This is a genomic window from Actinacidiphila yanglinensis (assembly GCF_900107965.1).
In the GTDB taxonomy this organism is placed as follows: Bacteria; Actinomycetota; Actinomycetes; order Streptomycetales; family Streptomycetaceae; genus Actinacidiphila; species Actinacidiphila yanglinensis.
In genome coordinates, this window is sequence record NZ_FNVU01000005.1 from 53544 (window position 1) to 79975 (window position 26432).

The following is a 26432-nucleotide window of genomic DNA, read 5'->3' on the forward strand; positions in this document are numbered from 1 at the left end:
GTCCGCGGGGGAGCCGCCCGCGGACAGAGGGTCGCGCCGGGCGGCTACGACGGGCTGGACGAAGGACGCTGGGGCAGCAGCGCCTTGCAGGTGTCGTACGCCTTGGCCGTCTTCGGGTCGGCGGTGTTGAGGTTGCGCAGCTCACCGAAGGCGCCGCGCCCGCCGGCCGCGCCGCTCGCGCCGGCCGAGGGGGTGGGAAGGGTCACGCCGTGGTCCTTCAGGCACCCGGTGAACGCCTGGATCGCGCTGGCGTCGGCCCCGCTGTTCGCGCCCTGGCCGCCGCGGCCGTTGAACTTCGGCGCCTTGGAGGCGCACGCCTTGAGCGCCTTCTGGGTGGCCGCGTCGGGTGAGGCACCGCCGAGGCCGGGAATGCCGCCGCCCCCGCCGAAGCCGCCACCGAAGCCGCCGCTGGGACGGCCACTCGGACGGCCGCTGGGCGCTCCGCTCGGCCGGGCGCCGCCGGAAGGCCGTTTGAACGTCGGCAGGTTGACGCCGTGCTGCGACAGGCACTGCCGGTAGGCGTTCATGTCCGCGCCGTTGGCGCCGCCGCCCGAGGCGGCCGCGGAGGCGGACGCCGATCCGGAGGCCTTCGCGTCCGCCGACGAGGAACCGCCGGAGGAGCACGCGGTGAGCGCGAGCGCGCCCGAGGCGATGACGGCGACGAACGCCCCGGCGCGCACCGCGATACGGGCCGCGGGCGGCCGGCTGGTGGTCCAGTTCATGTCCGTGGGTCTCCTCGGGTGAAGCGGAGGTCCGCACCACCGGACCCGCGTCCGGCCGTGGCTGCTGACTGTGCGTGCCGCCCGCGCGCACGCACAGGACGCTGAGGACACGCGAGCGACGGTGGAACTGAACCGCATACAAGTGGGGACTGTCGGGGATCGAGCTGTGAGTTCCCGGGGAGTCGCCCGCCCGTACGGCGTGCGGGAGGCGGCCTTTTCGCCCGGTAAGCGGTGCGCTGTCCCTTTCCCGGCCGCCCGGAACGGGGTGGGGGGCACGCGGGTTCCCAGCGAACTCCCAGGATTCTCCCAGGGGTTCAATGGCGTCGGCGTCCAGGATGCGCGCCATGAAGGTGCTCCCACGGCGGCGCAGGGCCGTCCTGATCAACTCGGTGCTCGGCGTGGTGGTCCTCGCGGGCGCCGGCGGTGCCTATGCGGCGGTGCACGACGACGGCAGCGGCAACTCCGCCGGCTCGGGCGGTGCGCGGACCGCGACGGTCACCACGGCGACGGTGTCCGCCACCGTCTCCGGCTCCGGCACGCTCTCCTCCCCGAGCGACGCGGGGCTGAACTTCACCACCGGCGGCACCCTGACCAAGGTCGACGTCAAGCCGGGCGACAAGGTGAAGAAGGGCCAGGTGCTGGCCGAGGTCGACCCGACCTCGGCGAACGAGACACTCCAGCAGGACCAGGCGTCGCTGACGGCGGCGCAGGCGAACCTCACGAAGGTCGAGGAGGGTGAGACCCCGGCCTCGACCGGCAACGACTCCGGCTCGGGTTCCGGCTCGAGCGGCAGCCGCGACAGCGCGGCCAGCCCGACCCCGACGCCGACGCCCACCGTCGACCCGGCCCAACTCGCCTCCGCGCAGGCGCAGCTGACACAGGCGCAGAACGCCGTGGACGCCGCACAGCGCGCGGTGGACGGCTGCGTGCTGAAGGCCGCGGTGAGCGGCACCGTCGCGTCCGTGGACGGCGCGAAGGGCGACACGGTCAGCGGCAGCTCCGGCAGCGGCTCCGGCTCCTCGGGCGGGTCGACCGGTTCCAGTTCCACGACGAGTTCCAGCTCGAGTTCCAGCAGTTCCACCCCGACCGGGTTCGTGGTCCTCACCAACCCCTCGGGCATGCAGGTCAAGGCGGACTTCTCCGAGGCCGACGCGCTGAAGATCAAGGCCGGCCAGACCGCGACCGTCACGCTGAACGCGGAGTCGGGCACCGTGCTCGACGCCAAGGTGCTGTCGATCAGCTCGCTGCCGGTCAGCAGCAGTTCCGGCTCGGGCTCCGGTTCGGGCTCCAGCGGCAGCGCGGTGCAGTACGCCGCCACGCTGACCATCACCAGTGACACCTCGAACCTGCGGACCGGGCTGAGCGCCAGCATCCAGGTGACCACCGGCACGGCGGCGAACGCGCTCAGCGTGCCGACCGCCGCGGTCTCCGGCACCGGCGCCAACCGCACGGTCCTGGTGGTCGGCTCCGACGGCTCGACCACCCGCACCTCCGTGACGGTGGGTGTCGAGGGCGACTCGACCGACCAGATCACCAGCGGTCTCAAGGCGGGGCAGCAGGTGCAGATCCCGCAGGTCGCCTCGTCCGGCAACGGCGGCTTCCCGAGCGGCTCGTTCCCCGGCGGCATCGGTGGCGGTACCAACCGGCTCGGTGGCGCGGGCGGCTTCCGCGCCGGCGGCTTCGGCGGCGGGGGTGGCCGCGGATGAGGCAGGCCCTGGGCAAGCGGCTCGGCGGCTTCGCCGGAGCGGCGTCCGGCCTGCACCGGCTGCGCCGCGGGACGGGTGACGGACCCGGCGCGGCGCTCGGCGCGCGCCCCGACGGCTCGGAGGAGGGCCCGTGGGGGCCGTCCCCGGTCATCGAGGTGCGCTCCCTGCTCAAGACGTACGGGCACGGCGACGCCGCCGTCCGCGCGCTCGGCGGCCCCCCCGACCCGGTCACCGGCCACTCCCCCGGAGTGGACCTGGTGGTCGAGCAGGGCGACATGGTCGCGGTGATGGGCAGTTCGGGCTCCGGCAAGTCCACCCTGATGAACATCCTCGGCTGCCTCGACGTGCCGACCGCCGGCCGCTACCTGCTGGACGGCATCGACGTCGGCGGGCTGGACGAGCACCAGCTCTCCCTGGTCCGCAACCGCAAGATCGGCTTCGTCTTCCAGTCGTTCAACCTGGTGCCGCGCACCCCGGCCCTCGCGCAGGTCGAACTGCCCCTGGCCTACGCCGGGGTGAAGTCCGCCGAGCGGCGGCGCCGGGCGCTGGCCGCGCTCTCCCTGGTCGGGCTCGCCGACCGGGTCGACCACCGCCCCAACGAGCTGTCCGGCGGCCAGCAGCAGCGCGTGGCGGTGGCCCGCGCCCTGGTCACCGCCCCGGCGATGCTGCTCGCCGACGAGCCGACCGGCAACCTGGACAGCCACAGCACCGAGGATGTGCTCGCCATCATCGACCGGCTCAACGCGTCCGGCCGCACCGTCGTACTGATCACCCACGAGGACGAGGTGGCCCGGCACGCCAAGCGGGTGCTGCGGCTGGTGGACGGGCAGGTCGTGGAGGACGTGCGGCAGGCCGCGGTCGACGGGCCGCCGCCCGCGCTGCGCGACCCGGCGCAGTTCGCGTCCGAGCGTCCGCACGCGCTGAGCGGGGGTGCGACCCGGTGAACCCGTTCGAGATCCTGCGGTTCGCCGTCGGCGGGCTCGCCGCGAACAAGGTGCGCTCGGCGCTGACCATGCTCGGCGTGCTGATCGGCGTGGCCGCCGTGATCATCCTGCTCGCGGTCGGCAACGGCTCCTCGCAGTCGGTCAAGGACTCCATCGAGAAGCTGGGCACCAACTCGCTCACGGTCAGTTCCGGCGGCGGCTTCGGGTCCGGCTCGTCCGGCGCGACCAGCACCAAGCCGCTCACGGTGGACGACGCCCGCGCGCTGGCCGACCCCACGGACGCCCCGGACATCGAGTCCGTCGCGCCCGAGGTCACCACCTCGCAGTCGGCGATCTACAACGGCACGTCGCACACCGTGGGGCAGGTCGTGGGCACGTACCCGGCCTACTTCAAGACCTCCAACAGCAAGGTCGACAAGGGCGACTACTTCAGCGACGACGACGTGCTCAACTCGCGCAAGGTCGCCGTGATCGGCTCCACCACCGCGACCGACCTGTTCGGCACCGTCTCGCCGATCGGCAAGAAGCTGGTCATCGGCGGCACCCCGTTCACGGTCGTCGGCGAGCTGGCCACCAAGGGCGGCACCGGCTTCCAGGACCCGGACGACACGGTGATCGCGCCGCTGCCGACCGTGCAGAACGCCTTCACCGGGTTCGGCCCGATCAGCCAGATCCTGGTCGAGGCGAAGTCCGCCGGCGCGACCACGCCCGCGCAGAACGAGATCACCACGATCCTGATGGGCACCCACGGCATCACCGACGCCAACGCGCTCGACTTCCAGGTCAGCACCCAGGCGTCGCTGCTGAGCACCCAGTCCGACACCAACAAGACGTTCACGGTGCTGCTCGGCGCGGTCGCCGCCATCTCGCTGCTGGTCGGCGGGATCGGCATCACCAACATCATGCTGGTCACGGTCACCGAGCGGACCCGGGAGATCGGTATCCGCAAGGCGATCGGCGCCCCCAAGGGGGTCATCCTCGGGCAGTTCCTGGCCGAGTCCACGCTGCTGTCGCTGATCGGCGGCGGCCTCGGGGTGGTCGGCGGGCTGATCGGCTCGCGCTTCACCATCGTCGGCATCAAACCCGCGGTCATCCCGGAGTCGGTGTGGGGCGCGTTCGCCATCGCCGTCGCCATCGGGCTGTTCTTCGGCAGCTATCCGGCCAACCGGGCGGCCGGCCTGCGGCCCATCGAGGCCCTGCGGCACGAGTGATGTTCACCAAGACAGACAAGCGACACAAGGGATCAGGAAGAGGGGTCGAGATGGCGCGACGCCGCACCGGGCTGGTCAAGGCAGACGCCGAGACCACAGGCGGGATCGAGATCATGGAAGGGCCGCAGCCGACCGGGGGTTCGGACGCCGCGGACAGCCCGGACGGCGGGTACGCCGCCGCCGGGTACGTCAGCGGGTACGACACCCAAGCCGGCGGCCACTCCGTCGAGCGCCCCGCCGAGCACCCCGAGGACATCCTCGCGGAGCCGCCGGACGCCCGTGACGTCTCCGCCGAGCTGGCCGCGCCCCCGCGCCGCAAGCTGCCGTGGCTGACACTCGTGCTGTCCGCCTGCGTGGTGGCCGCGGCCGCGTTCTCCGGCGGCGCCCTCGTCGAGAAGCACCACCTCAACGGCAGCACCACGGCCGGGCGGTCCGGCTTCCCGACGGCTGCGACGGGCGGCGGCACCGCCGGCGGGGGCGGCCGCTTCGGGCAGACCGGCGGCGGCACCGGCACCACCGCCGGCGGCGGCACCGCCGCGAACGGTCTGACGGTCGGCACGGTCAAGCTGGTCGACGGCAAGACCCTCTACGTCACCGACGCCCAGGGCAACATCGTCAAGGTCACCACCGGCGGCTCCACCAAGATCACCGAGTCCAAGAGCGGCAAGGTCTCCGACCTCAAGGCCGGCCAGAGCGTGACCGTGCTCGGCACCAAGGGCTCCGACGGCAACGTGACGGCGACCACCGTGACCGAGGGCGGCAGCACCGCGGGCGGCTTCGGCGGTTTCCCGGGCGGCGGCTTCGGCGGCGGATCGGGGGGCGGCTTCGGCGGCGGCACCGGCGGAGCGGGCGGCGGCACCGGCAACTGACATCCGGCTCACAGCAACAGCACGTACCGTGCGGTCAGGGCGTGTCCGGCAGAGGTGTCGGGCACGGCCGCGCGCACCGGGCCGGGAGGAGTGCCCATGGAGACACCCGAGGCCAGCCTGCTGGTCGTGGACGACGAACCGAACATCAGGGAACTGCTCTCCGCGTCCCTGCGGTTCGTCGGGTTCAAGGTGTCCTCGGCCGCCTCCGGCGCGGACGCGCTGGCCGCCGTCGCGCGGGAGCGGCCCGACCTGGTGGTCCTCGACGTGATGCTGCCGGACATGAACGGCTTCGCCGTCGTCCGGCGGCTCCGCGAGGAGAGCGGGCCGCACGCCCGCGCGGGCGGCGGCGCGCCCGACCGGCTGCCGGTGCTCTTCCTCACCGCGAAGGACGGCGTCGACGACAAGATCAGCGGCCTCACCGCGGGCGGTGACGACTACGTCACCAAGCCGTTCAGCCTGGAGGAGCTGATCGCCCGGATCCGGGCGATCCTGCGCCGTACCGGCGGCCCCACCGACGACGGCCGGCTGGTCGCGGGAGACCTCGAACTCGACCCGGTCGGCCACCAGGTGCTCCGCGGCGGCCGGCCGGTGGCGCTGTCCCCCACCGAGTTCAAGCTGCTCGCCTACCTGATGGCCAACGCCGACCGGGTGGTGTCCAAGCTCCAGATCCTCGACCACGTGTGGGCCTACGACTTCGGCGGCGACCTGAGCATCGTCGAGTCGTACATCTCGTACGTGCGGCGCAAGGTCGACGGCGCCGCGGGTGCCGCGGCGGGCGGGCCGAAGCTGATCCACACGGTGCGGGGGGTCGGCTACGTGCTGCGCCGCCCCGCGCCGGGCCAGGGCTGAGCGGCACCGCGATGGCGTTCCCGCCGCCGCGACCCGCCGGACCGCCCACCGTGCCGAGAACACCCGGAACACCCGGAACACCGGGCGCGGGAAAGGCACCGGGTGTCCTGTGGCGGCGGGCCCGGCGACGGGCGGCCGGCTTCCAGTGGTCGGCGGTGTCGCTGCGCTCCCGCCTGGTGCTCCTCGCCCTGGTGCTGGTGCTGCTCGGGCTGGCGGTGAGCGACACGGTGGTGCTCGGCTCGGTGCGCGGGCAATTGGTGCAGCGCGTGGACCAGCAGCTCCAGCGCTACGGCCAGCCGCTCGCCCGGCGGATCGGTACGGACGGCATCCCGCCGACCCGCTACCTGGCGCCGGGTCCCGGCCGGGGCGGCGGCACGGTGGACGGCTCCCAGGACGCGAACGGCCCCGGCGGGGCGCGGTCCTGGCTGCCCAGCCAGTTCGTCGTCGCCTTCGCCGGGTCCGACGGGCACGTCGCGGACCTGTTCCGGCTGCCGGTCGCCGCGAACGACCCGCAGCCGCTGTGGCCCACGATGGACGCGACCCAGCTGCACGCACGCCTCGACCGGCCCTTCGACGTGCGCAGCGACCACGGCGGCGGCAGCTGGCGGGTGCTGATCGCGCCGGTCCCCACCGGCAGGGGCGCGACCGTCACCCGCGACGGCACGCCCGCCGCCGACCTGCCCGCGGGGGTCGTGGTGGCCGCCTCGCTGGACGACGTCTCCACCACGACCAGCCGGCTCAGCACCGCGTTCCTGCTGATCGGCGGGGTGGTGGTGGCGCTGCTCGGTGTCGCGGGCTGGTTCGCCGTCCGCGCCGGGCTGCGGCCGCTGCGGCGGATCGAGGCGACCGCGGCGGAGATAGCCGCGGGCCGCCCGCTGTCGCACCGGATGCCCGAGGCGTCACCCGGGACCGAGGTCGGGCGGCTCTCGTCGGCGCTCAACGGCATGCTCGCGCAGATCGAGTCCGCGTTCGCCGTCCGCGCCGAGTCCGAGCAGCAGATGCGGCGGTTCGTCGCCGACGCCAGCCACGAGCTGCGCACCCCGCTGGCGGGCATCCGCGGCTTCGCCGAGCTGTACCGAATGGGCGCGCTGGCCGACGAGGCCGACGTGAAGCGGACCATGGCCAGGATCGAGAGCGAGGCGGTGCGCCTCGGCGGCCTCGTCGAGGACCTGCTCACCCTGGTCCGGATGGACGAGCAACGGCCGGTCCAGCTCGCGCCGATGGACCTGCGCACCCTCGCGGTCGACGCCCTGCACGACACCACCGCGCTGGACCCGACCCGCCCGGTCACGCTCACCGGCCCCGGCGCCCCGGACACCCCGCCCGGACCCGCGCCCGTCCTCGGCGACGAGGCCCGGCTGCGCCAGGTGGTCGCCAACCTCGTCGGCAACGCCGTCGCGCACACGCCCCCCGGCACCCCGGTCCGGATCGGCGTCGGCACCTCCGGCGGGTACGGCGTCCTCGAAGTCGCCGACTCCGGACCCGGACTGGCCCCGGACCAGGCCGCCCGCGTCTTCGAGCGGTTCTACCGCGTCGACGCCTCCCGCTCCCGCGCCACCGGCGGCGGCGCCGGCCTCGGCCTCGCCATCGCCTCCGCCCTGGTGACGGCCCATCACGGCACCGTGGAACTCGACACCGCGCCCGGAGAAGGCGCCACCTTCCGCATCCGCCTCCCCTCCGCCCGCTGAGCTCGCCGTTCCGGCGGCGCGGGCGACTCCGCGGCATGGTGCGAGGGTTACGGATGGGTATCGGGGGACAACCATCCGCCCGGATAGCGGCTCTTTGTAGGCACACGCGCGTTCAACTGCGATTTCGGTGATTCGCGCGTCTACGCTCGCGAAGCCCGGGTGGTCCCGCGGCACGCCCGAGGCTGGAAGGTCGCCGATGCCCGAACCGCTGAGCCAGGCACGCCCAGGACCCGCGCAGGTACGCGCGCTCGCCGCACGGAACGCCGGGCGGGCGGAGCGGGCGCCCGCGGCGCAGGCCCCGCGCCGCGACCTGTGGGTCGCGGCCGTGTGCGCGCTGTTCGTGGCCGCCCAACTCCTGCTGGTGCTGCCGGGCGCCCGGCTCGGCTGGGACGAGACGGTGTACACCAGCCAGGTGAGCGGGCGGATTCCGGCCGCGTTCTTCAGCGCCCCGCGGGCCCGGGGGATCTCGTTCCTGGCCGCACCGGTCGCGCAGTTCACCGACTCCCCGGTCGCGCTGCGGCTGTGGATGGCGGCGCTGTCCGGTATCGGCCTGTACGCGGCGCTGCGGATGTGGCGGCCGCTGCTGCCCGAACGCGTCCTGGCCCTGGCCGCGGCCCTGTTCGCCGGGTTGTGGATCACGCTGTTCTACGGGCCGCAGGTGATGCCCAACCTGTGGAGCGCGTACGGGGCGCTCGCCGCGGTGGGCTGCTTCCTGCGGGCGGGCCGCAACCGCGCGGACCGGGCCGCGCTGGTCGGGCTGGCCGCGGGGGTGACCGTGGTGGGGCTGATGCGCCCGCCGGACGCGGCCTGGCTGGTGGCGCCGCTGGCCGTCGCCGCCCTGGCCGTGCCCCGCTGGCGGCGGCCCGCGCTGTTCGCGGTGCTGGCCGCCGGGGTGGTGCTGGGGTGCGCCGAGTGGGTGATCGAGGCGTACGTCCGCTACGGCGGCCTGGCGGAGCGGCTGCACCGCTCCAGCGGCGTCGAGGGCGGGATGGGCCTGCACATGGCGGTGGACGACCAGGTCCGCTCGCTCAACGGGCGTGCGCTGTGCCGCCCTTGCACGGTGTCGTGGCGGCACAAGGACGCGTCGGTGTGGTGGTTCGTGCTGCCGTTCCTGGCCGCGGGCGGCGCCGTCGCGGTGCCCCGGGTACGGCGCTCCGCCGTGTGGCTCGCCGGCCTGATCGCGCTCGCGATGGCCGTGCCGTACCTCTTCACGATCTCCTACGCGGCGCCGCGCTTCCTGCTGCCGACGTACGCGCTGCTGGCGCTGCCGGTCTCCGAGTGCCTGTGGTGGCTCGTCACCCGCTCCGGGGCCCGCGCGGGGCGGCCGGGCGAACGGCCCGGCATGCCCGCCGTGGTGCGGCTGCGTCCCGCCGCCACCGCGCTGGTCGCCGTCCTCCTGCTCGGCCATCTCGCCGTCCAGGGCAGCGTCCTGCGCACCGCCACCCGGAACAACCACCGCACGGGCAACGAGTACCAGGCCGTCGCCGACGGCCTGCACGCCCACGGTGTCCGCGCGCCGTGCACGCTGACCGGTGTCTCGGCGGTCCCGATCTCCTTCTACACCGGCTGCTCGTCACGGCAGTTGAGCGGTCCGGACGAGAGCATCACCACGGCCGGGCTGCTGGCGCAGACCGGTCACCGGCCGGTAGCGGTGCTGGTCACCGGGGGCGGCCGGCCGCCGGCCTTCGCCCGCGACTGGCGCTCCGTGGAGCTCCCCACCCCGCACGGCGCCCGGCACTTCCGCGCCTATCTGGCGCCGGACGCGCCGCGATCGGGATGAGCCTTCGCGGTCACGGCTCTAGACGTCCGCGATCTCCTCGGCGTACACCCGGGTGAGCGGCTGCGGGCCCACGTACTGCTGGCAGTTGCAGGTGCCCGCCTCGTACTGCGTCGGCTTGCGGTCGGCGTCCCACGCGGTCGGCACCTCCACCGCCTCGTGGCACTTGCCCTGCTTGTCGTGCTTGGCGAGGTGGTGGGTGCAGCCGCACACCGGCTCGGGGGCGCGCCCGGCCGCGGCGATCTCGCGCCGCTCGGCCTGCGCCGCCTGCAGCCGCTCCATCTGCCGCTTGTGGCGGGTGCGCAGCGCGGTGCGCACCGTGTCGTTCACCGACTTGACGGCCCCGAGGCCGAAGACGGCTATCACCCACCAGACCCAGGCATCCATCGCACCGCACCCCGTCCGCTCGTGCCGTTCGGCACTCACTGCTGTGACGCGTACAGCTTAAGGGCGCGGCCCGCCCCCGGTCAGTCCGTGCGGACGCCGAGGGTGAGCAGCAGGTTGGCGTACGTCCGCCGGTCGCCGGTGGCGATCACCAGCGCGGTGTCCGCGGCGCGGGCGGCGTCGTAGAAGGCGAAGCGGTCGAGGCCGTCGAGGGGCACGCCGGGCAGCGCGGCGCGGAACTCGGCGAAGACCTCGGGTTCGGCCTGCTCGGGCGGCGGGGTCATCACCGTCGCGGCCTCGAACGGGGCGGCGTCCACCAGCGCCGCCAGCACCTCGGTGACCAGCATCCGGTCCGGGCCGAGGTTGAGGTAGACCCGCTCGGCGGCCGGGTGGGCGCCGGTGGTGTGCGGGAAGTGGCCGTCACTGATCAGCACCCGCGAGCCGTGCCCCGCCGAGGCGAGCGCGGCAAGAATCGTCGGGTGGGTGAGCTGGTAGCGCAGCATGTACGGCTCCTCGAACGCGCAGGCGGGCGTAGAGATCGGATCTCTACGCCCGCGAGCGTACCGGGACCGGCAGGCCCGGCGGCAGGCCCTACGGCAGGGTCAGGATCTGGTACGAGTCGCCGTAGGTCTTCCAGTGCAGCGGCGGGTCGAGGTTGAGGTTCCCGGCGTTCAGGAACACCCGCTGCTCGGTGTCGACCCGGCTGGTGTCGTCGTGCGCGGCCTCGGTGAGCATCGCGGCCTTGCGCGCGTCGAGATACGCGTTCAGGTACGTCGTCTCGTCGCCGCCCTGCGCGGGCGTCTTCGCCTTCTTCATCGCGGTCTTGCGGATCCCGCCGAAGCTCACCGGGTCGTCGCCGGGGCCGTGCATGACCATGGCGTCGTAGTAGATGAACTGGCCCAGCGTGCCCAGCCCGTCCGCCTTGGCCTGGTCGACCGCCGGGTTGAAGTACACGTCGTCGCGCTCGTCGTCCTGCGCCTGCTGGAAGACGGTGTCCTTCGCGGCGGTCTTCCACGCGCTGACGAACGCCGAACCGAGGCCGGAGTGCGAGTCGGAGCCGTTGTCCCGCTCCAGGGCGGGCAGGTACTTCGCGAGCGGGTTGCCCGGCTCCATGTCGGTGTAGTGCTGGACGAGTTCGAGCATGTCACCGGTGCCGGAGCAGAAGCCGATGATGCCTGCCGTGTAGCCGCGGCCGTCGCCGATGTCCTCGATGTACTTGTACTGGGCCTTCCAGTCCAGCGAGGAGTTCTCGGCGGAGGAGACCAGCTCCATCGCCATCTCCTTCTTGTGCGGGTCGTCCAGGCCCGCGCCGGTCGCGGCACTGGAGCTGCCTGCCATCGACAGGGTCGCGGTGCCCGCGGCGAGGACGGCCGCCGCCGCGGCCAGCGCGGTGCGCCGGGTCAGGGTGCGGCGCGGGGCGCCGGCGTGGTGGGGGGAGGTGTGCACGGTGCGTCTCCGTTTCCGGCCGCGGCCCGGTGCGGGGCGCGGCCAACTGCGGTGGCTGTGCCGTTAGTTAGGAAAGCTTCCTAACGTATGCCGAGCATTGAAGCACTCCCGCCGCCGCGTGCCAAGGGGTCGGCGCGGGTCCGGCGGGCGCCGGTCCGCAGCCGCCGCCTGTCGGACCCGCGCGGCACACTGGAGGCATGTGCAGAAGCATCAAGACCCTGCGTCCGCCGATGGTCCCCGAGGTGCACGACGAGGACATCCGCGCCGCCGCGCTGCAGTACGTCCGGAAGGTCTCCGGGTTCCGCGCGCCCGCCGCGCACAACCAGGAGGTGTTCGACGCGGCGGTGGCCGCCGTCGCCGCGGCCACCGCGGAGCTGCTCGACGGCCTGGAGGTGCGGGGGGCCGCGCCCGCCAGGGTGGCGGGCTGACGTACCTCAGGGCTGCGGCCTGGCCCCGCGTCCCGGGCGTTGTCGGCCCCCTCGCCTTGGGCCTGTCGTGTGGATCTCCGTGGGTGAAGGAGCGGTGTCCGGTGCGTACAGCTGCAAGGCGGAGGAGGGAGTCGACGCGGAGCGTCATTGACCGACGAGAACGCAGCAGATGTGCGTGCCGGGCGCCGCGACGCCATGGAGATCCACACGACAGGCCCTAGCCTTGCGCCATGGCGCACATGACCGAGGCGGAGTGGCGCGCGTTCGCCACCACCGGCACTCGCACCGGAAAGCTGGCCGTCCAGCGCAAGAACGGCCGGCCGCACGTCACCCCTGTCTGGTTCGTCCTGGACGACACCGACCCGGGGGACGTCCGGGTCGTCTTCACCACCTGGCACGAGTCGCTGAAGGCCCGCGCGCTCCAGCGCGACCCGCACTTCGCACTCTGCGTCGACGACCAGGAACCCCCGTATTCCTACGTGCTGTTCGAGTGCACGGCCGAGCTGGTCGAGGACACCGTCGTCATCCAGGACTGGGCCACCCGCATCGGCGCGCGCTACATGGGGGTGGAGCGCGCCGCGGAGTTCGGTGCGCGCAATGCGGTTCCCGGGGAGTACCTGGTCCGCGGCCGCATCGACCGTCTCACCGCGGAGGCCCGCGTAGCGGATTGAGGGGACCCCCCGTCTTGGTGCGTTCCGCCCGGTTGAGGGACCACCTACCGGTGGTGGGTCCCCCCGAGCGGGTGCGTTCCGCCCGTCGAGGGACCACCTGCCGGTGGCCGGTTACGCGCGCAGTTCCCCGCGCCCCTTGGTGGTGACCCTCTTTTCGCGGAAGGAGCCGCACATACCAGGGGCGCGGGGAACTGCGCGAACAACCACCGCCGACCGCAAGGTCCCTCAACCGGCGGGACGGGGCAGCCCGGGGGGTCCGTCAGCCGTAGGAGAGTTTGGAACAGGGGTCGGCGTCAGCCGTTCGTGCCTGGTCCGCGAGGGACTTCAGCGGCACCGCGGGCCCTGAGGCGGCGGCCGAATCCGCGTAGTCCTGGCCGACCACGAGATTGATCCCGCTCATCGGCAGAGCTTCCAACTCCGCCCCGGGAAAGAGCTTCGCGACTGTCACGGCCTGCGCAGCCTCCCCCGCGCCGTACTCCACGAGCGTCGTCCGGTGGTCCTGGGACTTCGCGGTGGCCGTGCCGGTCACGGTGAACCCGGACTTCGACAGCGTGGCGGACGCGGACGTGGCGAGCCCGTCCGTCGTGGTGCCGTTGAACACGCCGACGGAGATCCCGGTCCCGTCGACGTGCGGCGCCGCGGACGGCCGGACACCGACCTGCCCCGACGTCTGCCCCGACTTCGCGTCGAGGGTGCCCGAGCCGCCCTTCCCGGCCGCGCTCGCCCCCGACAGCGTCCGGTTCGCCCGCAGTTCGGCGAACAGCTCGTCCACGTCCGGGTGGACCAGGTCCATCCGCGGCCCGGCGTACCTCCAGGGAGCGGTGATGAACTGGATGTTCCTCAGGTCGATGTGCTTGAGCGACAGCCCGAAGGACACCAGCTTCGCCGCGCTGCCCAGGCCCGGGTCCACGGTGAGCGACTTCGTCGCCGCGTCGGCCAGCGGCAGCAGCGTCGTCGGGTTCATGCCCTGCCCCTTGATCTTCGCGATCAGCGCGGACAGGAACGCCTGCTGGCGCAGCATCCGCCCGACGTCCGAGCTGTCGCCGATGCCGTGCCGCACCCGGACGTAGTCCAGCGCCTTCTGCCCGGAGACCTTCTGCATGCCCTTGGGCAGGATCAGCTTCCCCTGGTAGCCGAGGTCGGGGTTCATGTCTCCGGAGTGGACGTCGTTGGGCACGCAGACCTCGACGCCGTGCACGGCGGTCGTCATCGCCGCGAAGCCCTCGAAGTCGACGACCATGGTGTGGTCGACGCGCATTCCGGTCAGCTTCTCCACGGTGTTCTGGGTGCAGGCCGGGTTGCCCTTGGCGGTGTCGCCCATCGAGAAGGCCGCGTTGAAGACCGCCCCGGGCTGGTCCGGCGACCACCTGCCGTCGGGCAGCAGGCAGGGCGGGATGTCGACGATCGAGTCGCGCGGGATGGAGACGCCCACCGCGTGCCGGTGGTCGGGGTAGACGTGCAGCAGGATCGTGGTGTCCGAGCGGCCGATCGCCCCGGACTGGCCCTTCCCGCCCAGCTTGGCGTTGCCGCCGGCGCGGGAGTCGGAGCCGATCAGCAGGACGTTCACCGATGTGTTGTCGTCGGCGTCCGGGCGGTCCTTGCTGAGGCCGGCCGAGTCGAACGTCGAGATGTTGGCGTTCAGCCGGAAGTAGATCGCCCCGACGCCGCCGGCCACCAGCAGCACGAACGACACCGCCACGGCCACGATCCAACGTTTTCGGCTCCGCCGGGGCTTGCGCCCACGAACGCCCATCCGCACACCTTCGGTCCCGACGTGTACTTGCATGCCCTACCTGTCCGGCATGCCACTGTACGTGCTCGGGATTTCGGCGACGGCGAATGCGCGAAGGGGTGACCTGAAAGAGTATTTTCCGGTTGTCGCGCGGGAGTTGCCGCGTCGGTCGGCGGGCATGCGTCAGCGCCGGGGCGCCTGTGGCGGCATCCCCGGATGATGACCCGAGCGGGGGCGGCGCCCCCGCGGGGGAACCCGGCCCGAACCCGTCACCTCGGCGGGCGGTCTCCCACCCGTCCGGGTGATCTCACAACTCGCGTTCCAGCGCGCGCAGCCAGTCCCGCGATGCGGCGGAGTCCAGCGCGATCCGGTCCAGCGCGTCCATCGCCTTGGTGTACTCGACCACTTCGTCGTGCTTGTCGACGTACAGCGCCCCGGTGAGCTGCTCCAGGTACACCAGGTCGGGCAGGTCGGACTCGGGGAAACTCAGCAGCGTGAAGGCACCACCGCCGGCCGCGTGGCCACCGGTCGCGAACGGCAGGATGCGTACGTCGACGTTCGACGACTCGGCCGCTTCGAGGAGGTGGCCGACCTGATCCCGCATGACCTTCGGTCCGCCGAACGCCCGCCGCAGCGCGCCCTCGTCCATCACCGATACGAAATGGGGTGCCCGCTCGGAGACGAGGAGCTTCTGCCGTTCCAGACGTAGGCCGACTCGTCTTTCCACCCAGGAGTCGGCCGCACCCGGGTGACCGAGCCGGATCACCGCCCTTATGTAGTCCTCGGTCTGCAACAGGCCATGCACGAACTGCACCTCGAAGGTGCGGATGAGCGCCGCCGACTCCTCCAGCCCCACGTAGGTCTGGAACCAGGTCGGCATCACCTCGCCGTACCCGTGCCACCAGCCCGCCGCGTTGGCCTCCCGGACCAGTCCCAGCATCGCCAACCGCTCGGTCTCCTCTGTCACTCCGTACAGGGTCAGCAGATCGGCGACGTCCCGCTCCTTGAAGCTGACCCGTCCCAGCTCCATGCGGCTGATCTTCGACTCGGACGCGCGGATCGAGTAGCCCGCGTCCTCCCTGCTGATGCCCTGAGACTCCCGGAGGCGCCGCAACTGCGCTCCGAGCAGCATTCGTCGCACGATGGACCCGCCTCCCGGCTGCCCTGCGCTCATAGGTCACGCTCCGCCCTTAGCTCATCAGCAGTGTGCCACTAATGCGCTGCGGGCAGTACCCATACAGTCACTCTCCATCGTCACGTGCATCAATTCCTTGCAGATGCACGTGCAGACGCCCTTGCATGGTGGGGTACTGATCCATGAGCATGGAGACCGTGCAGATACCTCGGGGGCTCGCATGAGGGCAGAGGCAGCAGCCGTGCTCGAACCGTTATGGCAGGGAGTACTCGCGCCGGAACGACTCGGCGCGGGCAGCGGGGCGACCTGCGAGCTCTCGGCTGCCCCCGAGTCGGTGCGCGAGGCGCGCCGTTTCACGCGTGGCACCCTTCAGCGCTGGGATCTGCAGGTGCTGCGCGACTCGATGGAGCTGGTCGCCTCCGAACTCGTCACCAACGCACTGCGGTACGCGGTGCCCATCGGCACGCCCGGCGTGCCGGTGCGGCTGAGCCTGGTGCGCTGGACATCCCGCGTGGTGTGTGCCGTACGCGATCCCAGCGGGGTGGCGCCGATCGCGAAGGACCCGGACTACGTCGCCGAGACCGGCCGCGGGCTGCACCTGGTCGAGTCCTTCAGCGAGAACTGGGGCTGGCACCCGCTCAACGGAGCGGGAAAGGTGGTCTGGGCGCTTTTCCTCGCGCCCGGAGGTAGTGCTCTTTAACGTTCCTTGCCTCGGGCACCGTTGTCCGGATGCCTGTCGCGGTGCCGGCGCGGGTGCCCTCGGGCCACCGGACACCGGGTTCCCGCACTTCTACGGCATTAGGTGATCGAACTCCCCGGCCTTGACACCGATGATCATCGATTCGATCTCGGCGCGGGTGTAAATCAACGCGGGGCCGTCCGGAAAGCGTGAATTGCGCACCGCGACCTCGCCGTCCGGCAGTGCGGCGAACTCCATGCAGGTGCCATTGGCATTGCTGTGCCGGCTCTTCTGCCAGACCGCCTCAGCAAGATCCTCCGCAGCCATTCCGTTGTGCGTCCGGCGCATCAGCAACTCCTACATATGTGCCTCGTCTGGTACTCGAATCATAACTCGTCAGCAAGTCGCGTGCATGTGCACGTGCATGTGCACGTGCAGTCACGCGCGGTGATCTTCAGGCCAGACCAGCCGGGTTCCGGAGGGGGTTAATCCACCGTCGGTTACCCCTGTTCAGGTCCGATACGCTATTGACGGTCCGTAGACGAATTACTCACTCCGCGCAACGAATTGGGAGCAGCCTGCAATGGCTCGTCACCTCATCACCTCGGCCCTGCCCTATATCAACGGGATCAAGCACTTGGGCAACATGGTGGGGTCCATGCTCCCGGCGGACGTCTACGCCCGGTATCTGCGCGACCGCGGCCACGAGGTGCTGTACATCTGCGCCACCGACGAGCACGGCACCCCCGCCGAGCTCGCCGCCAAGGAGGCCGGCCTGCCGGTCGACATCTTCTGCGCGCAGGCGCACGACGCGCAGAAGGCCATCTACGACGGCTTCGAGCTCTCCTTCGACCACTTCGGCCGCAGCTCGTCCGCGCAGAACCGCGACATCACCCAGCGCTTCGCCCGCACCCTGAACGAGAACGGCTTCATCGAGGAGCGCGCCGTCCGCCAGGTCTACTCGCTGGACGACGAGCGCTTCCTGCCCGACCGCTACATCATCGGCACCTGCCCGCACTGCGGGTACGACAAGGCGCGCGGCGACCAGTGCGAGAACTGCACCCGGGTGCTCGACCCGACCGACCTGATCGAGCCGCGTTCGGCCATCAGCGGGAGCAGCAGGCTGGAGGTCCGTGAGACCAAGCATCTCTTCCTCCTCCAGTCCAAGCTCGCCGGGGAGGTCGAGGCGTGGATCGACGCCAGCAGCGGGGACTGGCCGAACCTGGCGTCCTCGATCGCCCGCAAGTGGCTGACCGAGGGACTCCAGGACCGGTCGATCACCCGGGACCTCGAGTGGGGCGTCCCCGTGCCCGCCGACACCTGGCCGGAGCTGGCCGCCGAGGGCAAGGTCTTCTACGTCTGGTTCGACGCACCGATCGAGTACATCGGTTCCACCAAGGAGTGGTCCGACGCCGCGGCCGAGGGCGAGAGCCGCGACTGGCGGTCGTGGTGGTACGCGGCCGACGGCGGCGAGGCCCCGGTCCGCTACACCCAGTTCATGGCGAAGGACAACGTCCCCTTCCACACGGTGATGTTCCCGGCCACCCAGCTGGGCACCCGCGAACCGTGGAAGAAGGTCGACTACGTCAAGGCCTTCAACTGGCTGAACTACTACGGCGGGAAGTTCTCCACCTCGCAGCGCCGCGGCATCTTCACCGACGCCGCGCTGGAGATCCTGCCCGCCGACTACTGGCGCTACTTCCTGATGGCCAACGCGCCGGAGTCCGACGACACCTCCTTCACCTGGGAGTTGTTCACCTCCTCGGTGAACAAGGACCTCGCCGACACGCTCGGCAACTTCGTCAACCGGGTGCTGTCCTTCTCCCGCAAGCGGTTCGGCGACGCGGTGCCGGAGGGCGGCACCCCCGGTGCGGCGGAGGCGAAGCTCGGCGAGCAGATCGCCACCCTGCTCGGCGAGTACGAGGGCCACATGGAGACCCTCCAGTTCCGCAAGGCCGCGCAGGCCCTGCGGGCGCTGTGGAGCGCGGGCAACTCCTACCTTGAGGAGAAGGCGCCCTGGATGGAGATCAAGACCTCGCCGGAGGGCGCCGCGCTCACCCTGCGCACCGCGATGAACCTCATCCACCTGTACGCGGTGATCTCCGAGCCGTTCATCCCGGCCTCGGCCCGCGCCATGCGCGCCGCCTTCGCCCTGCCCGGCGACGACGCGCCCTGGGTCGACGCCGAGCAGGCCCGCGCCCTCACCACCGTGCCCGCGGGTACCGCGTTCACGGTGCCGCCGGTGCTGTTCGCCAAGATCACCGACGACGACCTGGCCGCGTACACCGAGCGCTTCGGCGGCGACCCGGACGCGTAGCGAAGGGGGCGGCGCGGGGCGGTCCCTCAGCGGGCGAGGGCCTTGGCGTCGCCCATCACCACCACCGGGTGCCGGTCGGGCGTCAGGGTGCGCAGCAGGGTCTTCATCACCGACTGCGGGAGGGAGACGCAGCCGTGGGTCGGCCCGCCATGGTCGACGTGCAGCCAGATGCCGCCGCCCCGGGAGTCGCCGAGCGGCCGGGTCCAGTCCCGCGGGCTGGTGCCGGGCTTGCGGTTGTAGTTGATGGCGATGACGTAGTCGAACGCCCCGGCCAGGGACTCGCCGTGGAAGCCCGTGCCCGGTGAACCGAACCCGATCGGCGCGTGGTCGTACGTCAGCTTCGTGCCGGGGTCGGCGAGCCGGCCGCCCGCGTCGGTGAGGGTGAACACCCCGATCGGGGACCGCAGGTCGCCCCCGTGGTGGTCGTCGCTCCAGCCGCGCAGCGCGTTGTGCGCGGCCCAGACCGGGCCGGCCGGGGTCCAGCCGGTGACCGGGTCGCGCCGGTAGAGCCGCACCGTGGAGGTGGGCGCGTCGTGCCCCTTGCCGGTGACGAGCACCACCTGTTGTGCGTCGGCGGGGACTTCGGCGAGCGTCTTCGGACCGACGCCGGGCAGCGCCGCGGCGGCCGGCGTGGTCGGTACGGTCCGCGGCGCGTCCCGTCCGGCCCGGCCCGCGACGCCGGCCGCGCCGCTCACCGGGTCGCCGAGCGGCCCCTGTTCGGCCAGCCGTGAGGGTCGCGCGCCGCTGCCGCTCGCACCGGCGCACCCGGCGAGCAGGGCGGCGGCCGCGACCACGCTGACGGCCGCGGCCAGGACGGTGCGACCGCGGGCGGTACGGCGCGGGGCCGTACGGCGCCCGGTGCTGCGGCTGCGGTCGGGTCGGGCTGTGCGCATGGTCGGGTCAGGGCCTTTCCTCGGTGGCCGCCTCATCCGAAGTCGGCCGTCGTCAGTACGTCGTGGACCTGCGCCTGATCGGCGCTCGTGGGGTGGGACATGCACGCCGTCGCCTGGATCAGTGCGTCGGAGCCGGACGGGTCGGAGAACGTCTCGACCAGCTGGTCGGTCCCGCCGACCGTCCGGCAGGCGGCCACGACGGGCTCCGGCCCGATCAGCCGTCCCTGCAGGCGGAACTTGTCCGCCATCAACTGGTTGTGCGTGACCCGCACCTGGATCAGTACGCCGCCCTTGTCGAGGTTGCGCACCAGCGGCGTGCAGAAGTCGTCGAGCGCCTGGTCGCAGCCGTTCTTCGGCAGGCCGAGGCGCTGCGTGGACACGTAGGCGGTGTCCTTCCCGGCGGGGTCGAGGACGTACCAGGACGGCGGCGTCCGCAGCCGCGCCCCGGCCAGGGCGGGGAAGGAGGAGAGACGGTAGCCGGGGGGCACCGTCGAAAGTGCCGTGCCGGTCGGCGTCGGGCTGCCCGTCGTGGCCGGTCCGCCGGTCGCGCGGCCGGCCCCCGGCTGCGTGCTCGCCGGGGTGCGCGCGCCGGACTGCGCCTGCGTGCGCTGGGCGTTCGTGGCCCGGCCGGCGCCGAGTTCCGGCAGCAGCAGGCCCACCGCGGCGACCACGACCACCGCGGTCGCTGACGCGCCGATCGCCGCGCGGCGCTTCCTGCGCCGCCGCATCCGCTCCCGCACCCGTTCCAGGCGCTGGGCGGGCGCGGGGAGTTGGGGAACGGCACGTTCGAGCAGTGCGCTCAGCTCGCGCTCTTCATCGGTCATCGGCCCCGCCGCCCGCGCCCAGTACCGACACGGCGGGCGGCAGCCGGTCCCGCAGCGACCGCAGCGCCTTGGATGCCTGGCTCTTCACGGTTCCCTCGGAGCAGCCGAGTATCTCCGCGGTCTCCGTCACCGACAGGTCCTCGAAGTACCTGAGCACGACCACCGCGCGCTGCCGCACCGGCAGCGCGCGTACCGCCAGTCCGAGCGCCTGCTCCAACTCCACGCTCTCGTACGGGTCCTCGACCGCCGCCTGTTCCGGCATCTCCCCGTGCGGCACCTCGCCGCGCCAGCGCCGGCGCCACCAGGAGGCGTGCGTGTGCACCAGTGCCCTGCGCACGTACGCCTCCGGGTTCTCCCCGGCGATCCGGCCCCATTTGGGCCAGGTCCGGGCGAGCACCGTCTGCAGCAGGTCCTCGGCGAGATGGGCGTCGCCCGTGAGCAGCCAGGCGACCCGGAGGAGCCGAGGGCCCCTCGCCGCCACCCACTCCTCGAACCCGGGTTCGCTCAACGCATGTCCTCTCCACACCTCTTCAACAGGGTGGGGCCCGGAAGAGGTTGCCTCGCGAGAGGGGGTGCCGCCGAAGGGGCGCGGCTGACCGCGCCCCTTCCTGCTAGCTCATCCCTTCGGGGCGGGCTTGCGCAGCTGGAGGTTGAGTTCGCGCAGCCGGGTGTCGGGCACCTCGGACGGCGCCCCCATCAGGAGATCCTGCGCGTTCTGGTTGAGCGGAAACGCGATGGTCTCGCGGATGTTCGGCTCGTCGGCGAGCAGCATGACGATGCGGTCCACACCGGGGGCGATCCCGCCGTGCGGGGGCGCGCCGAAGTGGAAGGCGCGCAGCATCCCGCCGAACTCGGCCTCGACCGTCTCCCGGGAGTAGCCGGCGATCTCGAACGCGGTGTACATGACGTCGGGTTCGTGGTTCCGGATCGCGCCGGAGGACAGCTCGATGCCGTTGCACACGATGTCGTACTGCCAGGCGAGGATGTCCAGCGGGTCCTTGGTGCGCAGCGCTTCGAGGCCGCCCTGCGGCATCGAGAACGGGTTGTGCGAGAACTCGATCGCGCCGGTGTCCTCGTTCCGCTCGAACATCGGGAAGTCCACGATCCAGCAGAACCGGAAGACGCCCTCGTCGAACTGCCCGGCGCGGCGGGCCGCCTCGACCCGGACCGGGCCCATGATCTTCGAGACCTCGTCGAACTCGCCGGCCCCGAAGAAGATCGCGGTGCCCGCCTTGGCGCCGACCGCGTCCAGCAGCGCGGTGGTGTCCTGCTCGGTGAGGAACTTCGCGATCGGACCGGTGAGCGCGCCCTCCTCGCCGACCCGGACCCAGGCCAGGCCCTTCGCGCCGAGCGAGACGGCGTAGTCGCCGAGCGAGTCGAAGAACCGCCGCGGCTGGTCCGCGGTGTCGGGCACGGCCAGCGCGCGGACGTGCTTGCCCGCGAACGCCTTGAAGCCGGAGTCCGCGAAGATCCCGGAGACGTCGACGAGTTCGAGCGAGGTGCGCAGGTCGGGCTTGTCGTTGCCGTACTTGAGCATCGACTCGCGGAACGGGATCCGCGGGAAGGGCGAGGTGACCGTGCGCCCGCCGCCGAGCGCGGTGAACAGGTCGGTCATCACCTTCTCGATGACGCCGAACACGTCCTCCTGCTCCACGAAGCTCATCTCGACGTCGAGCTGGTAGAACTCGCCGGGGGAGCGGTCGGCGCGGGAGTCCTCGTCGCGGAAGCAGGGCGCGATCTGGAAGTACCGGTCGAACCCGGAGATCATCAGCAGCTGCTTGAACTGCTGCGGCGCCTGCGGCAGCGCGTAGAACTTCCCCGCGTGCACCCGGGAGGGCACCAGGAAGTCGCGGGCGCCCTCGGGCGAGGTCGCCGACAGGATCGGGGTGGCCATCTCGTTGAACCCGAGCGCGGTCATCTCGCGGCGCAGGAAGGAGATGACCTGGGTGCGCAGCATGAGGTTGCGGTGCATGCGCTGGCGGCGCAGGTCGAGGAAGCGGTTGGTCAGCCGCATCTCCTCGTTGGCGTTGTCCTCGGGGAAGACCGGGAAGGGCAGCGGGTCGGCGGCGCCCAGCACTTCGAGCGCGGTGACCTCGACCTCGACCTCGCCGGTGGGCAGCTCCGGGTTGACGTTCTCCGCGGAGCGGGCCAGCACGCGGCCGTCCACCCGCAGCACGGACTCCTTGGACTGGCCGCTGAGCTGGTCGTAGACCGGGGAGCCGGGGTGCACCACGAGCTGCGTGAAGCCGTAGTGGTCGCGCAGGTCGACGAAGAGGATGCCGCCCAGATCGCGGCGATTGTGCAGCCAGCCGGACAGGCGGACGTCGGTGTCGACGTCGGTGGCGCGCAGCTCGCCGCAGGTGTGGGACCGGTACCGGTGCATCAGCTTCGTCCTAGGCGTGGGATGTGACAGAAGTCGTGGAATGTCGTGGAATGCGGTGGAGTCGCGTGGCGTGATTCGGCGAGGGCAAGCCTACCGGCGCCCCTGGGCCGGTCCTCCACAGGGATCTATTCGCCCATATCATCCGCCGCACCATAAACTGGCCAAATGCGCACAGAGGACGTCCTTGCTGCGGTGGGCTACGGCCTGTGGCAGTGGGACGAATCGACCGGCACCATCGCGGTCGACGGACGTGCCGCCCGCCTGCTCGGTCTGCCCGGCGGAGCCGCCACCCGCCGGTCGTCGGAGGTGCGGGCCTGCCTGCACGCCGCCGACTACGTGGCGCTCGCCGGCGCCGTCTCGCTGGCCGCGGCCGAGGGCACCGTCGCCGAGGCGCTGCTGCGGGTCGTCGGCGAGGGCGGCCGGGTGGAGCGCACCGTGCGGGCGCGGGTGCGGCCGCAGGGCCCGCTGCTCAGCGGCACCCTGCACGAGATCCGCGAGCCGACCGGTGGGTACGACGGCCAGGACCCCGGTCGCCCCGCCGGCGACGGGCGGCTGCACGGCCACGGCCTGGGCCACAGCACCGGCCTGTCCGACCTGGCCCGCACCCGCGCCAACCACGGCGACTGGCGGCGGGCCCGCGAGGCGTTCCTGCTGGACGCCGGCCGGGCGCTCGCCGAGGCCGACTCCACCTCGGAGGTGCTGCGGGTCGCCGCCACCTTGTCGATGCCCGGCTTCTCCCCTGACGGCCTCGCCGTCTTCGGCATCGACGGTGACCGCCTGTCGCTGATCGGTCACCACGGCCAGGAGATCCAGGACACCTTCCTCGTCGACATGCCGCTGACCACCGAGTACCCGGCCGTCACCGCCGTGCGCACCGGGAAGGCGGTCTACCTGCCGAGCCCGGAGTCGTACCAGGAGCGGTATCCGACCAGCTGGCCGCTCATCAAGGGGTACGGCCGCTCGTCCTGGGCGTACCTCCCGCTGACCGTCGCCGGGTCCACCATCGGTGCGTGGATGGCGGCCTTCCGCGAGCGGGTCGAGTTCACGCCCGACGAGCGCTCGGTGCTCACCACCGTCGCGCGCATGCTCGCCCAGGCGCTGTCCCGCGCCCACCTGCACGAGTCGGAGCGGGCGCTGTCCGACGGGTTGCAGCGCACCATGCTGCCGGCCCGCGAGCCCGAGATCGACGGCATGGCGGTCGCCGCGCGCTACGTGCCGACCGGCGGCGGCCTCCAGGTCGGCGGCGACTGGTACGACGTCATCGACCTGCCGTCCGGCCGTACCGCCCTGGTCATCGGCGACGTCCAGGGCCACGACGTGCGCGCCGCCGGGATCATGGGCCAGATCCGGATCGCGCTGCGCGCCTACGCCGCCGAGGGGCACAGCCCCGACGCGGTGCTCTCCCGGACCTCGCGCTTCCTGTCCGGCCTCGCCGACGACGCGGCGCCCGACGTGCCCGGCGGGTCCCCCGACGTGCGCTTCGCGACCTGCCTCTACCTGGAGGTCGACCCCACCGACGGCACCGTCGAGGTGGCCCGGGCCGGCCATCCCGACCCCGCGATCCGGCTCGGCGACGGCACCACCATCCTGCGGCGCACCGCGGGTGGCCTGCCGCTCGGCGTGGCCCCCGACACGGACTACCCGACCACCCGGCTCGTCCTCGAACCCGGCGAGGTGCTGATGATGTGCACCGACGGGCTGATCGAGACCGGCGGGCACGACCTCGACACCGGCTGGCACCGGCTGCGCGAGGTCTTCGAGGCCGGCCCCGCCGAGGATCTCGAGCAACTCGCCGACAGCATCGTCCGCGCGGTGCACGGCCCCGCCTCCCACCACACCACCGGTCCGCTGGCCGACCGCCGCGAGGACGACATAGCGCTGCTGCTGCTGCGCCGCGACCCCGACGGGCCGACCTGCGCGGTACCGATCCGCCGTACCGTCGTCACCATCCCCCAGTCCGAGCCCGCGCAGATCCGCTCGGCCCGCGAGGACATCCGCTCGCTGCTGCACGACTGGGCGTCGCCGGACCAGTTCGAGTCCGTGGTCCTCCTGGTCTCCGAGCTGATCACCAACGTCCTCGTCCACACCGACGACGACGCCGTCCTGATCGCCCAGGTGACGGGCATGCCGGGGACCCGCCGGGTCCGGGTCGAGGTGGCCGACCGCTCCGACGACATGCCCCACCCCCGCTCCCCCGGCGAACTCGCGTCCTCCGGGCGCGGCCTCTTCCTCATCGAGGAACTCGCCGACTGCTGGGGCGTGGACCCGCGCGGCGACGGCAAGTCGATCTGGTTCGAGCTGGTCGAGTCCCGCGCCTGACCCGCCGCCCTTCGCCTCAACTCCCCTGTGCCGAGCGGGAGACCTGGTAGTACGCGATCTGCCAGCCGCCGTCCGTGCGCCGCACCACGACGCCGAGGTTGACGGTGCGGGTGGGCTGGTCGGTGAAGGTGAAGTCCACGCTCAGGTAGCCGAGGACGAGGTCGTCGGACAGGTGCCGGGTCTCCAGCACGCGGTAGGCGGCGGCCATGCCGAGGGGCTGGGACGCGTAGTACTCGGCGACGCCCTGCCGTCCGACGGTGTAGGGGTGCAGGCCCTGGAAGACCGCGTCCTCGGTGAAGTGCGCGGCGACGCGCTCCGGCTGGTGGCGGTCGACGCCGTCCTTCCAGTCGTCGAGGACGCCGCGGAGGATCGCTTCGGTGTCCGTGGTGCTGGTCATGGCCGTTCTCCTGTCGGGGTGGGATCGGGATGGGATCAGGCTGAAAGGGGTCAAGGGGTGCTGGGGCCAGGGGTACTGGGTGCCGAGGGGAGGTCGCGGCGGCCGGCGCCCGTGCGGGCGCCGGGACCGCGGACGGCACGTCAGTGCCCGGCGCTCATACCGCCGTCGACGTGCAGGACCTCGCCGGTGACGAACGGCGCGTTCTCCAGGTAGAGCACCGCGTCGACGATGTCGCTCGACTCGCCCATCCGGCCGACCGGGTGGAGCCCGGCGAGCACCTCGTGGGTCTCCTCGGGGTGCATCGGGGTCTTTATGGTGCCGGGCGAGACCGCGTTGGTGCGGATGCCGCGGGTCGCGTACTCGATGGCCAGGGACTTCGTGGCGGACTGCAGGCCGCCCTTGGTCAGCGAGGCCAGCACGGAGGGCACCCGGGCGTCGGCGTTGTCGACCAGGCTGGTGGTGATGTTGACGATGTGACCGCCGCCCACGGCCAGCATCTGCTCGATGGCCAGCTGGGTGATCCGGAAGAAGCCGGTGAGGTTCACACCGATCACGTCGGCGTAGTCGGCCGCGGAGTAGTCCGTGAAGGGCTTGGCGACGAAGATGCCGGCGTTGTTGACCAGGGTGTCGACCCGGCCGAACCGCTCCACGGCGGCGGCGATGACGCGCTCGGCGGTGCCCGGGTCGGCGATGTCGCCCTGGACGGTCAGGACGCCCGCGTCCTGGGAGGGGGCGATGGTCCGGGACGTGGCGACGACGGCGTAGCCGAGCTTGCGGTAGCCCTCGACGATCCCGGCGCCGAGGCCCTGCGAGGCACCGGTGACGACTGCGACCTTCTGGTTCTGTGCGTTCATGACGACCTTCGTGCAGATGGTGGGTGGGTTCCTGCCGGCCGATCTACTAGCCGACCGGTCGACTATTTGAAAGTAGGTCGCCGCCCGGACGAAGTCAAAGGTCAGCGGTGCTCCGGTGGGACCCGCTGCCTCGTAGCTGGGAGGTGCGTCCTCCCAGTGCACGTCACCGCGCTGCGCACCGCGGGCGGCCCGGTCGCGTACGGG

25 protein-coding genes are annotated in these 26432 nt (G+C 72.2%); 12 read left to right on the forward strand and 13 right to left on the reverse strand.

The window, feature by feature from the left end; translation table 11 throughout:
• Positions 1 to 44: 44 nt before the first annotated feature.
• Positions 45 to 722 carry a hypothetical protein gene (locus tag C4U44_RS12845; protein ID WP_200823234.1) on the reverse strand — a complete coding sequence of 226 codons (678 nt, stop codon included), beginning with the start codon at positions 720 to 722 and terminating at the stop codon, positions 45 to 47.
• Between the two features lie 344 nt (positions 723 to 1066).
• On the opposite strand from C4U44_RS12845, the gene C4U44_RS12850 reads away from it, so the two are divergent.
• The 7 genes from C4U44_RS12850 (at position 1067) to C4U44_RS12880 (ending at position 9769) form a co-directional block, all read left to right on the forward strand.
• Positions 1067 to 2428: an efflux RND transporter periplasmic adaptor subunit gene (locus tag C4U44_RS12850; RefSeq protein ID WP_160145024.1), complete on the forward strand. Its 1362-nt coding sequence runs from the start codon at positions 1067 to 1069 to the stop codon at positions 2426 to 2428.
• Entirely contained in the window at positions 2425 to 3372 is a 948-nt protein-coding gene (locus C4U44_RS12855; RefSeq protein WP_103885893.1) for an ABC transporter ATP-binding protein, read from the forward strand. Before C4U44_RS12850 ends, C4U44_RS12855 begins: the two co-directional genes overlap by 4 nt.
• The gene (locus C4U44_RS12860) at positions 3369 to 4583 is read left to right on the forward strand and encodes an ABC transporter permease (RefSeq protein ID WP_103885894.1); all 1215 of its coding nucleotides are present in this window, start codon (positions 3369 to 3371) and stop codon (positions 4581 to 4583) included. Before C4U44_RS12855 ends, C4U44_RS12860 begins: the two co-directional genes overlap by 4 nt.
• A 50-nt stretch (positions 4584 to 4633) precedes the next feature.
• Positions 4634 to 5452: a hypothetical protein gene (locus tag C4U44_RS12865; protein ID WP_103885895.1), complete on the forward strand. Its 819-nt coding sequence runs from the start codon at positions 4634 to 4636 to the stop codon at positions 5450 to 5452.
• 96 nt (positions 5453 to 5548) lie between these two features.
• The gene (locus tag C4U44_RS12870) at positions 5549 to 6301 is read left to right on the forward strand and encodes a response regulator transcription factor (protein WP_103885896.1); all 753 of its coding nucleotides are present in this window, start codon (positions 5549 to 5551) and stop codon (positions 6299 to 6301) included.
• A 155-nt stretch (positions 6302 to 6456) separates the two neighbouring features.
• A complete protein-coding gene (locus tag C4U44_RS12875) occupies positions 6457 to 7989 on the forward strand; it encodes a sensor histidine kinase (protein ID WP_235032040.1) in 1533 nt (510 codons plus the stop codon).
• 196 nt (positions 7990 to 8185) lie between these two features.
• A complete protein-coding gene (locus C4U44_RS12880; protein WP_103885898.1) occupies positions 8186 to 9769 on the forward strand; it encodes a hypothetical protein in 1584 nt (527 codons plus the stop codon).
• A gap of 18 nt (positions 9770 to 9787) precedes the next feature.
• Here C4U44_RS12880 and C4U44_RS12885 read toward each other — a convergent pair whose 3' ends face one another.
• From C4U44_RS12885 to C4U44_RS12895, 3 genes are all read right to left on the reverse strand, one after another.
• Positions 9788 to 10153 (reverse strand): hypothetical protein, encoded by a 366-nt coding sequence (locus tag C4U44_RS12885; RefSeq protein ID WP_103885899.1) that lies wholly within the window; start codon positions 10151 to 10153, stop codon positions 9788 to 9790.
• An 80-nt stretch (positions 10154 to 10233) separates the two neighbouring features.
• Entirely contained in the window at positions 10234 to 10653 is a 420-nt protein-coding gene (locus C4U44_RS12890; protein WP_103885900.1) for an RbsD/FucU family protein, read from the reverse strand.
• Between the two features lie 88 nt (positions 10654 to 10741).
• Entirely contained in the window at positions 10742 to 11596 is an 855-nt protein-coding gene (locus C4U44_RS12895; protein WP_235032041.1) for a chitosanase, read from the reverse strand.
• Between the two features lie 197 nt (positions 11597 to 11793).
• Here C4U44_RS12895 and C4U44_RS12900 point away from each other — a divergent pair, with 197 nt between their 5' ends.
• The gene (locus C4U44_RS12900) at positions 11794 to 12024 is read left to right on the forward strand and encodes a DUF2277 domain-containing protein (protein ID WP_103885901.1); all 231 of its coding nucleotides are present in this window, start codon (positions 11794 to 11796) and stop codon (positions 12022 to 12024) included.
• 230 nt (positions 12025 to 12254) lie between these two features.
• Positions 12255 to 12695, forward strand: a complete 441-nt coding sequence (locus C4U44_RS12905; protein ID WP_103885902.1) for a PPOX class F420-dependent oxidoreductase — start codon at positions 12255 to 12257, stop codon at positions 12693 to 12695.
• A gap of 259 nt (positions 12696 to 12954) precedes the next feature.
• Here the strand turns inward: C4U44_RS12905 and C4U44_RS12910 are convergent, their stop codons facing one another.
• Together C4U44_RS12910 and C4U44_RS12915 are read right to left on the reverse strand one after the other, a co-directional pair.
• On the reverse strand, positions 12955 to 14400 hold the full coding sequence (locus C4U44_RS12910) for an LCP family protein (RefSeq protein ID WP_235032042.1): 1446 nt from the start codon (positions 14398 to 14400) through the stop codon (positions 12955 to 12957).
• A gap of 334 nt (positions 14401 to 14734) precedes the next feature.
• On the reverse strand, positions 14735 to 15601 hold the full coding sequence (locus C4U44_RS12915; RefSeq protein WP_103885904.1) for a helix-turn-helix domain-containing protein: 867 nt from the start codon (positions 15599 to 15601) through the stop codon (positions 14735 to 14737).
• A gap of 181 nt (positions 15602 to 15782) precedes the next feature.
• On the opposite strand from C4U44_RS12915, the gene C4U44_RS12920 reads away from it, so the two are divergent.
• Positions 15783 to 16262: an ATP-binding protein gene (locus C4U44_RS12920; RefSeq protein WP_103885905.1), complete on the forward strand. Its 480-nt coding sequence runs from the start codon at positions 15783 to 15785 to the stop codon at positions 16260 to 16262.
• Positions 16263 to 16352: 90 nt separating this feature from the next.
• Here C4U44_RS12920 and C4U44_RS12925 read toward each other — a convergent pair whose 3' ends face one another.
• Complete coding sequence (locus C4U44_RS12925; RefSeq protein ID WP_103885906.1) at positions 16353 to 16589, reverse strand: DUF397 domain-containing protein; 237 nt, start codon at positions 16587 to 16589, stop codon at positions 16353 to 16355.
• 235 nt (positions 16590 to 16824) lie between these two features.
• Between C4U44_RS12925 and metG the strand changes: the two genes are divergently transcribed.
• Positions 16825 to 18558, forward strand: coding sequence for a methionine--tRNA ligase (gene metG / locus C4U44_RS12930; RefSeq protein ID WP_103885907.1), 1734 nt, complete (start codon positions 16825 to 16827; stop codon positions 18556 to 18558).
• A 26-nt stretch (positions 18559 to 18584) separates the two neighbouring features.
• Here the strand turns inward: metG and C4U44_RS12935 are convergent, their stop codons facing one another.
• From C4U44_RS12935 to aspS, 4 genes are all read right to left on the reverse strand, one after another.
• Complete coding sequence (locus C4U44_RS12935; RefSeq protein WP_235032044.1) at positions 18585 to 19451, reverse strand: L,D-transpeptidase family protein; 867 nt, start codon at positions 19449 to 19451, stop codon at positions 18585 to 18587.
• A gap of 32 nt (positions 19452 to 19483) precedes the next feature.
• On the reverse strand, positions 19484 to 20275 hold the full coding sequence (locus C4U44_RS12940) for a hypothetical protein (RefSeq protein WP_103885908.1): 792 nt from the start codon (positions 20273 to 20275) through the stop codon (positions 19484 to 19486).
• Entirely contained in the window at positions 20265 to 20801 is a 537-nt protein-coding gene (locus C4U44_RS12945; RefSeq protein WP_103885909.1) for a SigE family RNA polymerase sigma factor, read from the reverse strand. Before C4U44_RS12945 ends, C4U44_RS12940 begins: the two co-directional genes overlap by 11 nt.
• Positions 20802 to 20891: 90 nt before the next feature.
• Positions 20892 to 22658: an aspartate--tRNA ligase gene (gene aspS / locus C4U44_RS12950; RefSeq protein WP_103885910.1), complete on the reverse strand. Its 1767-nt coding sequence runs from the start codon at positions 22656 to 22658 to the stop codon at positions 20892 to 20894.
• A gap of 165 nt (positions 22659 to 22823) precedes the next feature.
• Between aspS and C4U44_RS12955 the strand changes: the two genes are divergently transcribed.
• On the forward strand, positions 22824 to 24977 hold the full coding sequence (locus tag C4U44_RS12955) for an ATP-binding SpoIIE family protein phosphatase (RefSeq protein ID WP_103885911.1): 2154 nt from the start codon (positions 22824 to 22826) through the stop codon (positions 24975 to 24977).
• A 16-nt stretch (positions 24978 to 24993) separates the two neighbouring features.
• Here C4U44_RS12955 and C4U44_RS12960 read toward each other — a convergent pair whose 3' ends face one another.
• Both C4U44_RS12960 and C4U44_RS12965 read right to left on the reverse strand, forming a co-directional pair.
• On the reverse strand, positions 24994 to 25374 hold the full coding sequence (locus tag C4U44_RS12960) for a YybH family protein (RefSeq protein ID WP_103885912.1): 381 nt from the start codon (positions 25372 to 25374) through the stop codon (positions 24994 to 24996).
• A 140-nt stretch (positions 25375 to 25514) separates the two neighbouring features.
• Positions 25515 to 26228, reverse strand: coding sequence for an SDR family NAD(P)-dependent oxidoreductase (locus tag C4U44_RS12965; protein WP_103885913.1), 714 nt, complete (start codon positions 26226 to 26228; stop codon positions 25515 to 25517).
• Positions 26229 to 26432: the final 204 nt, after the last annotated feature.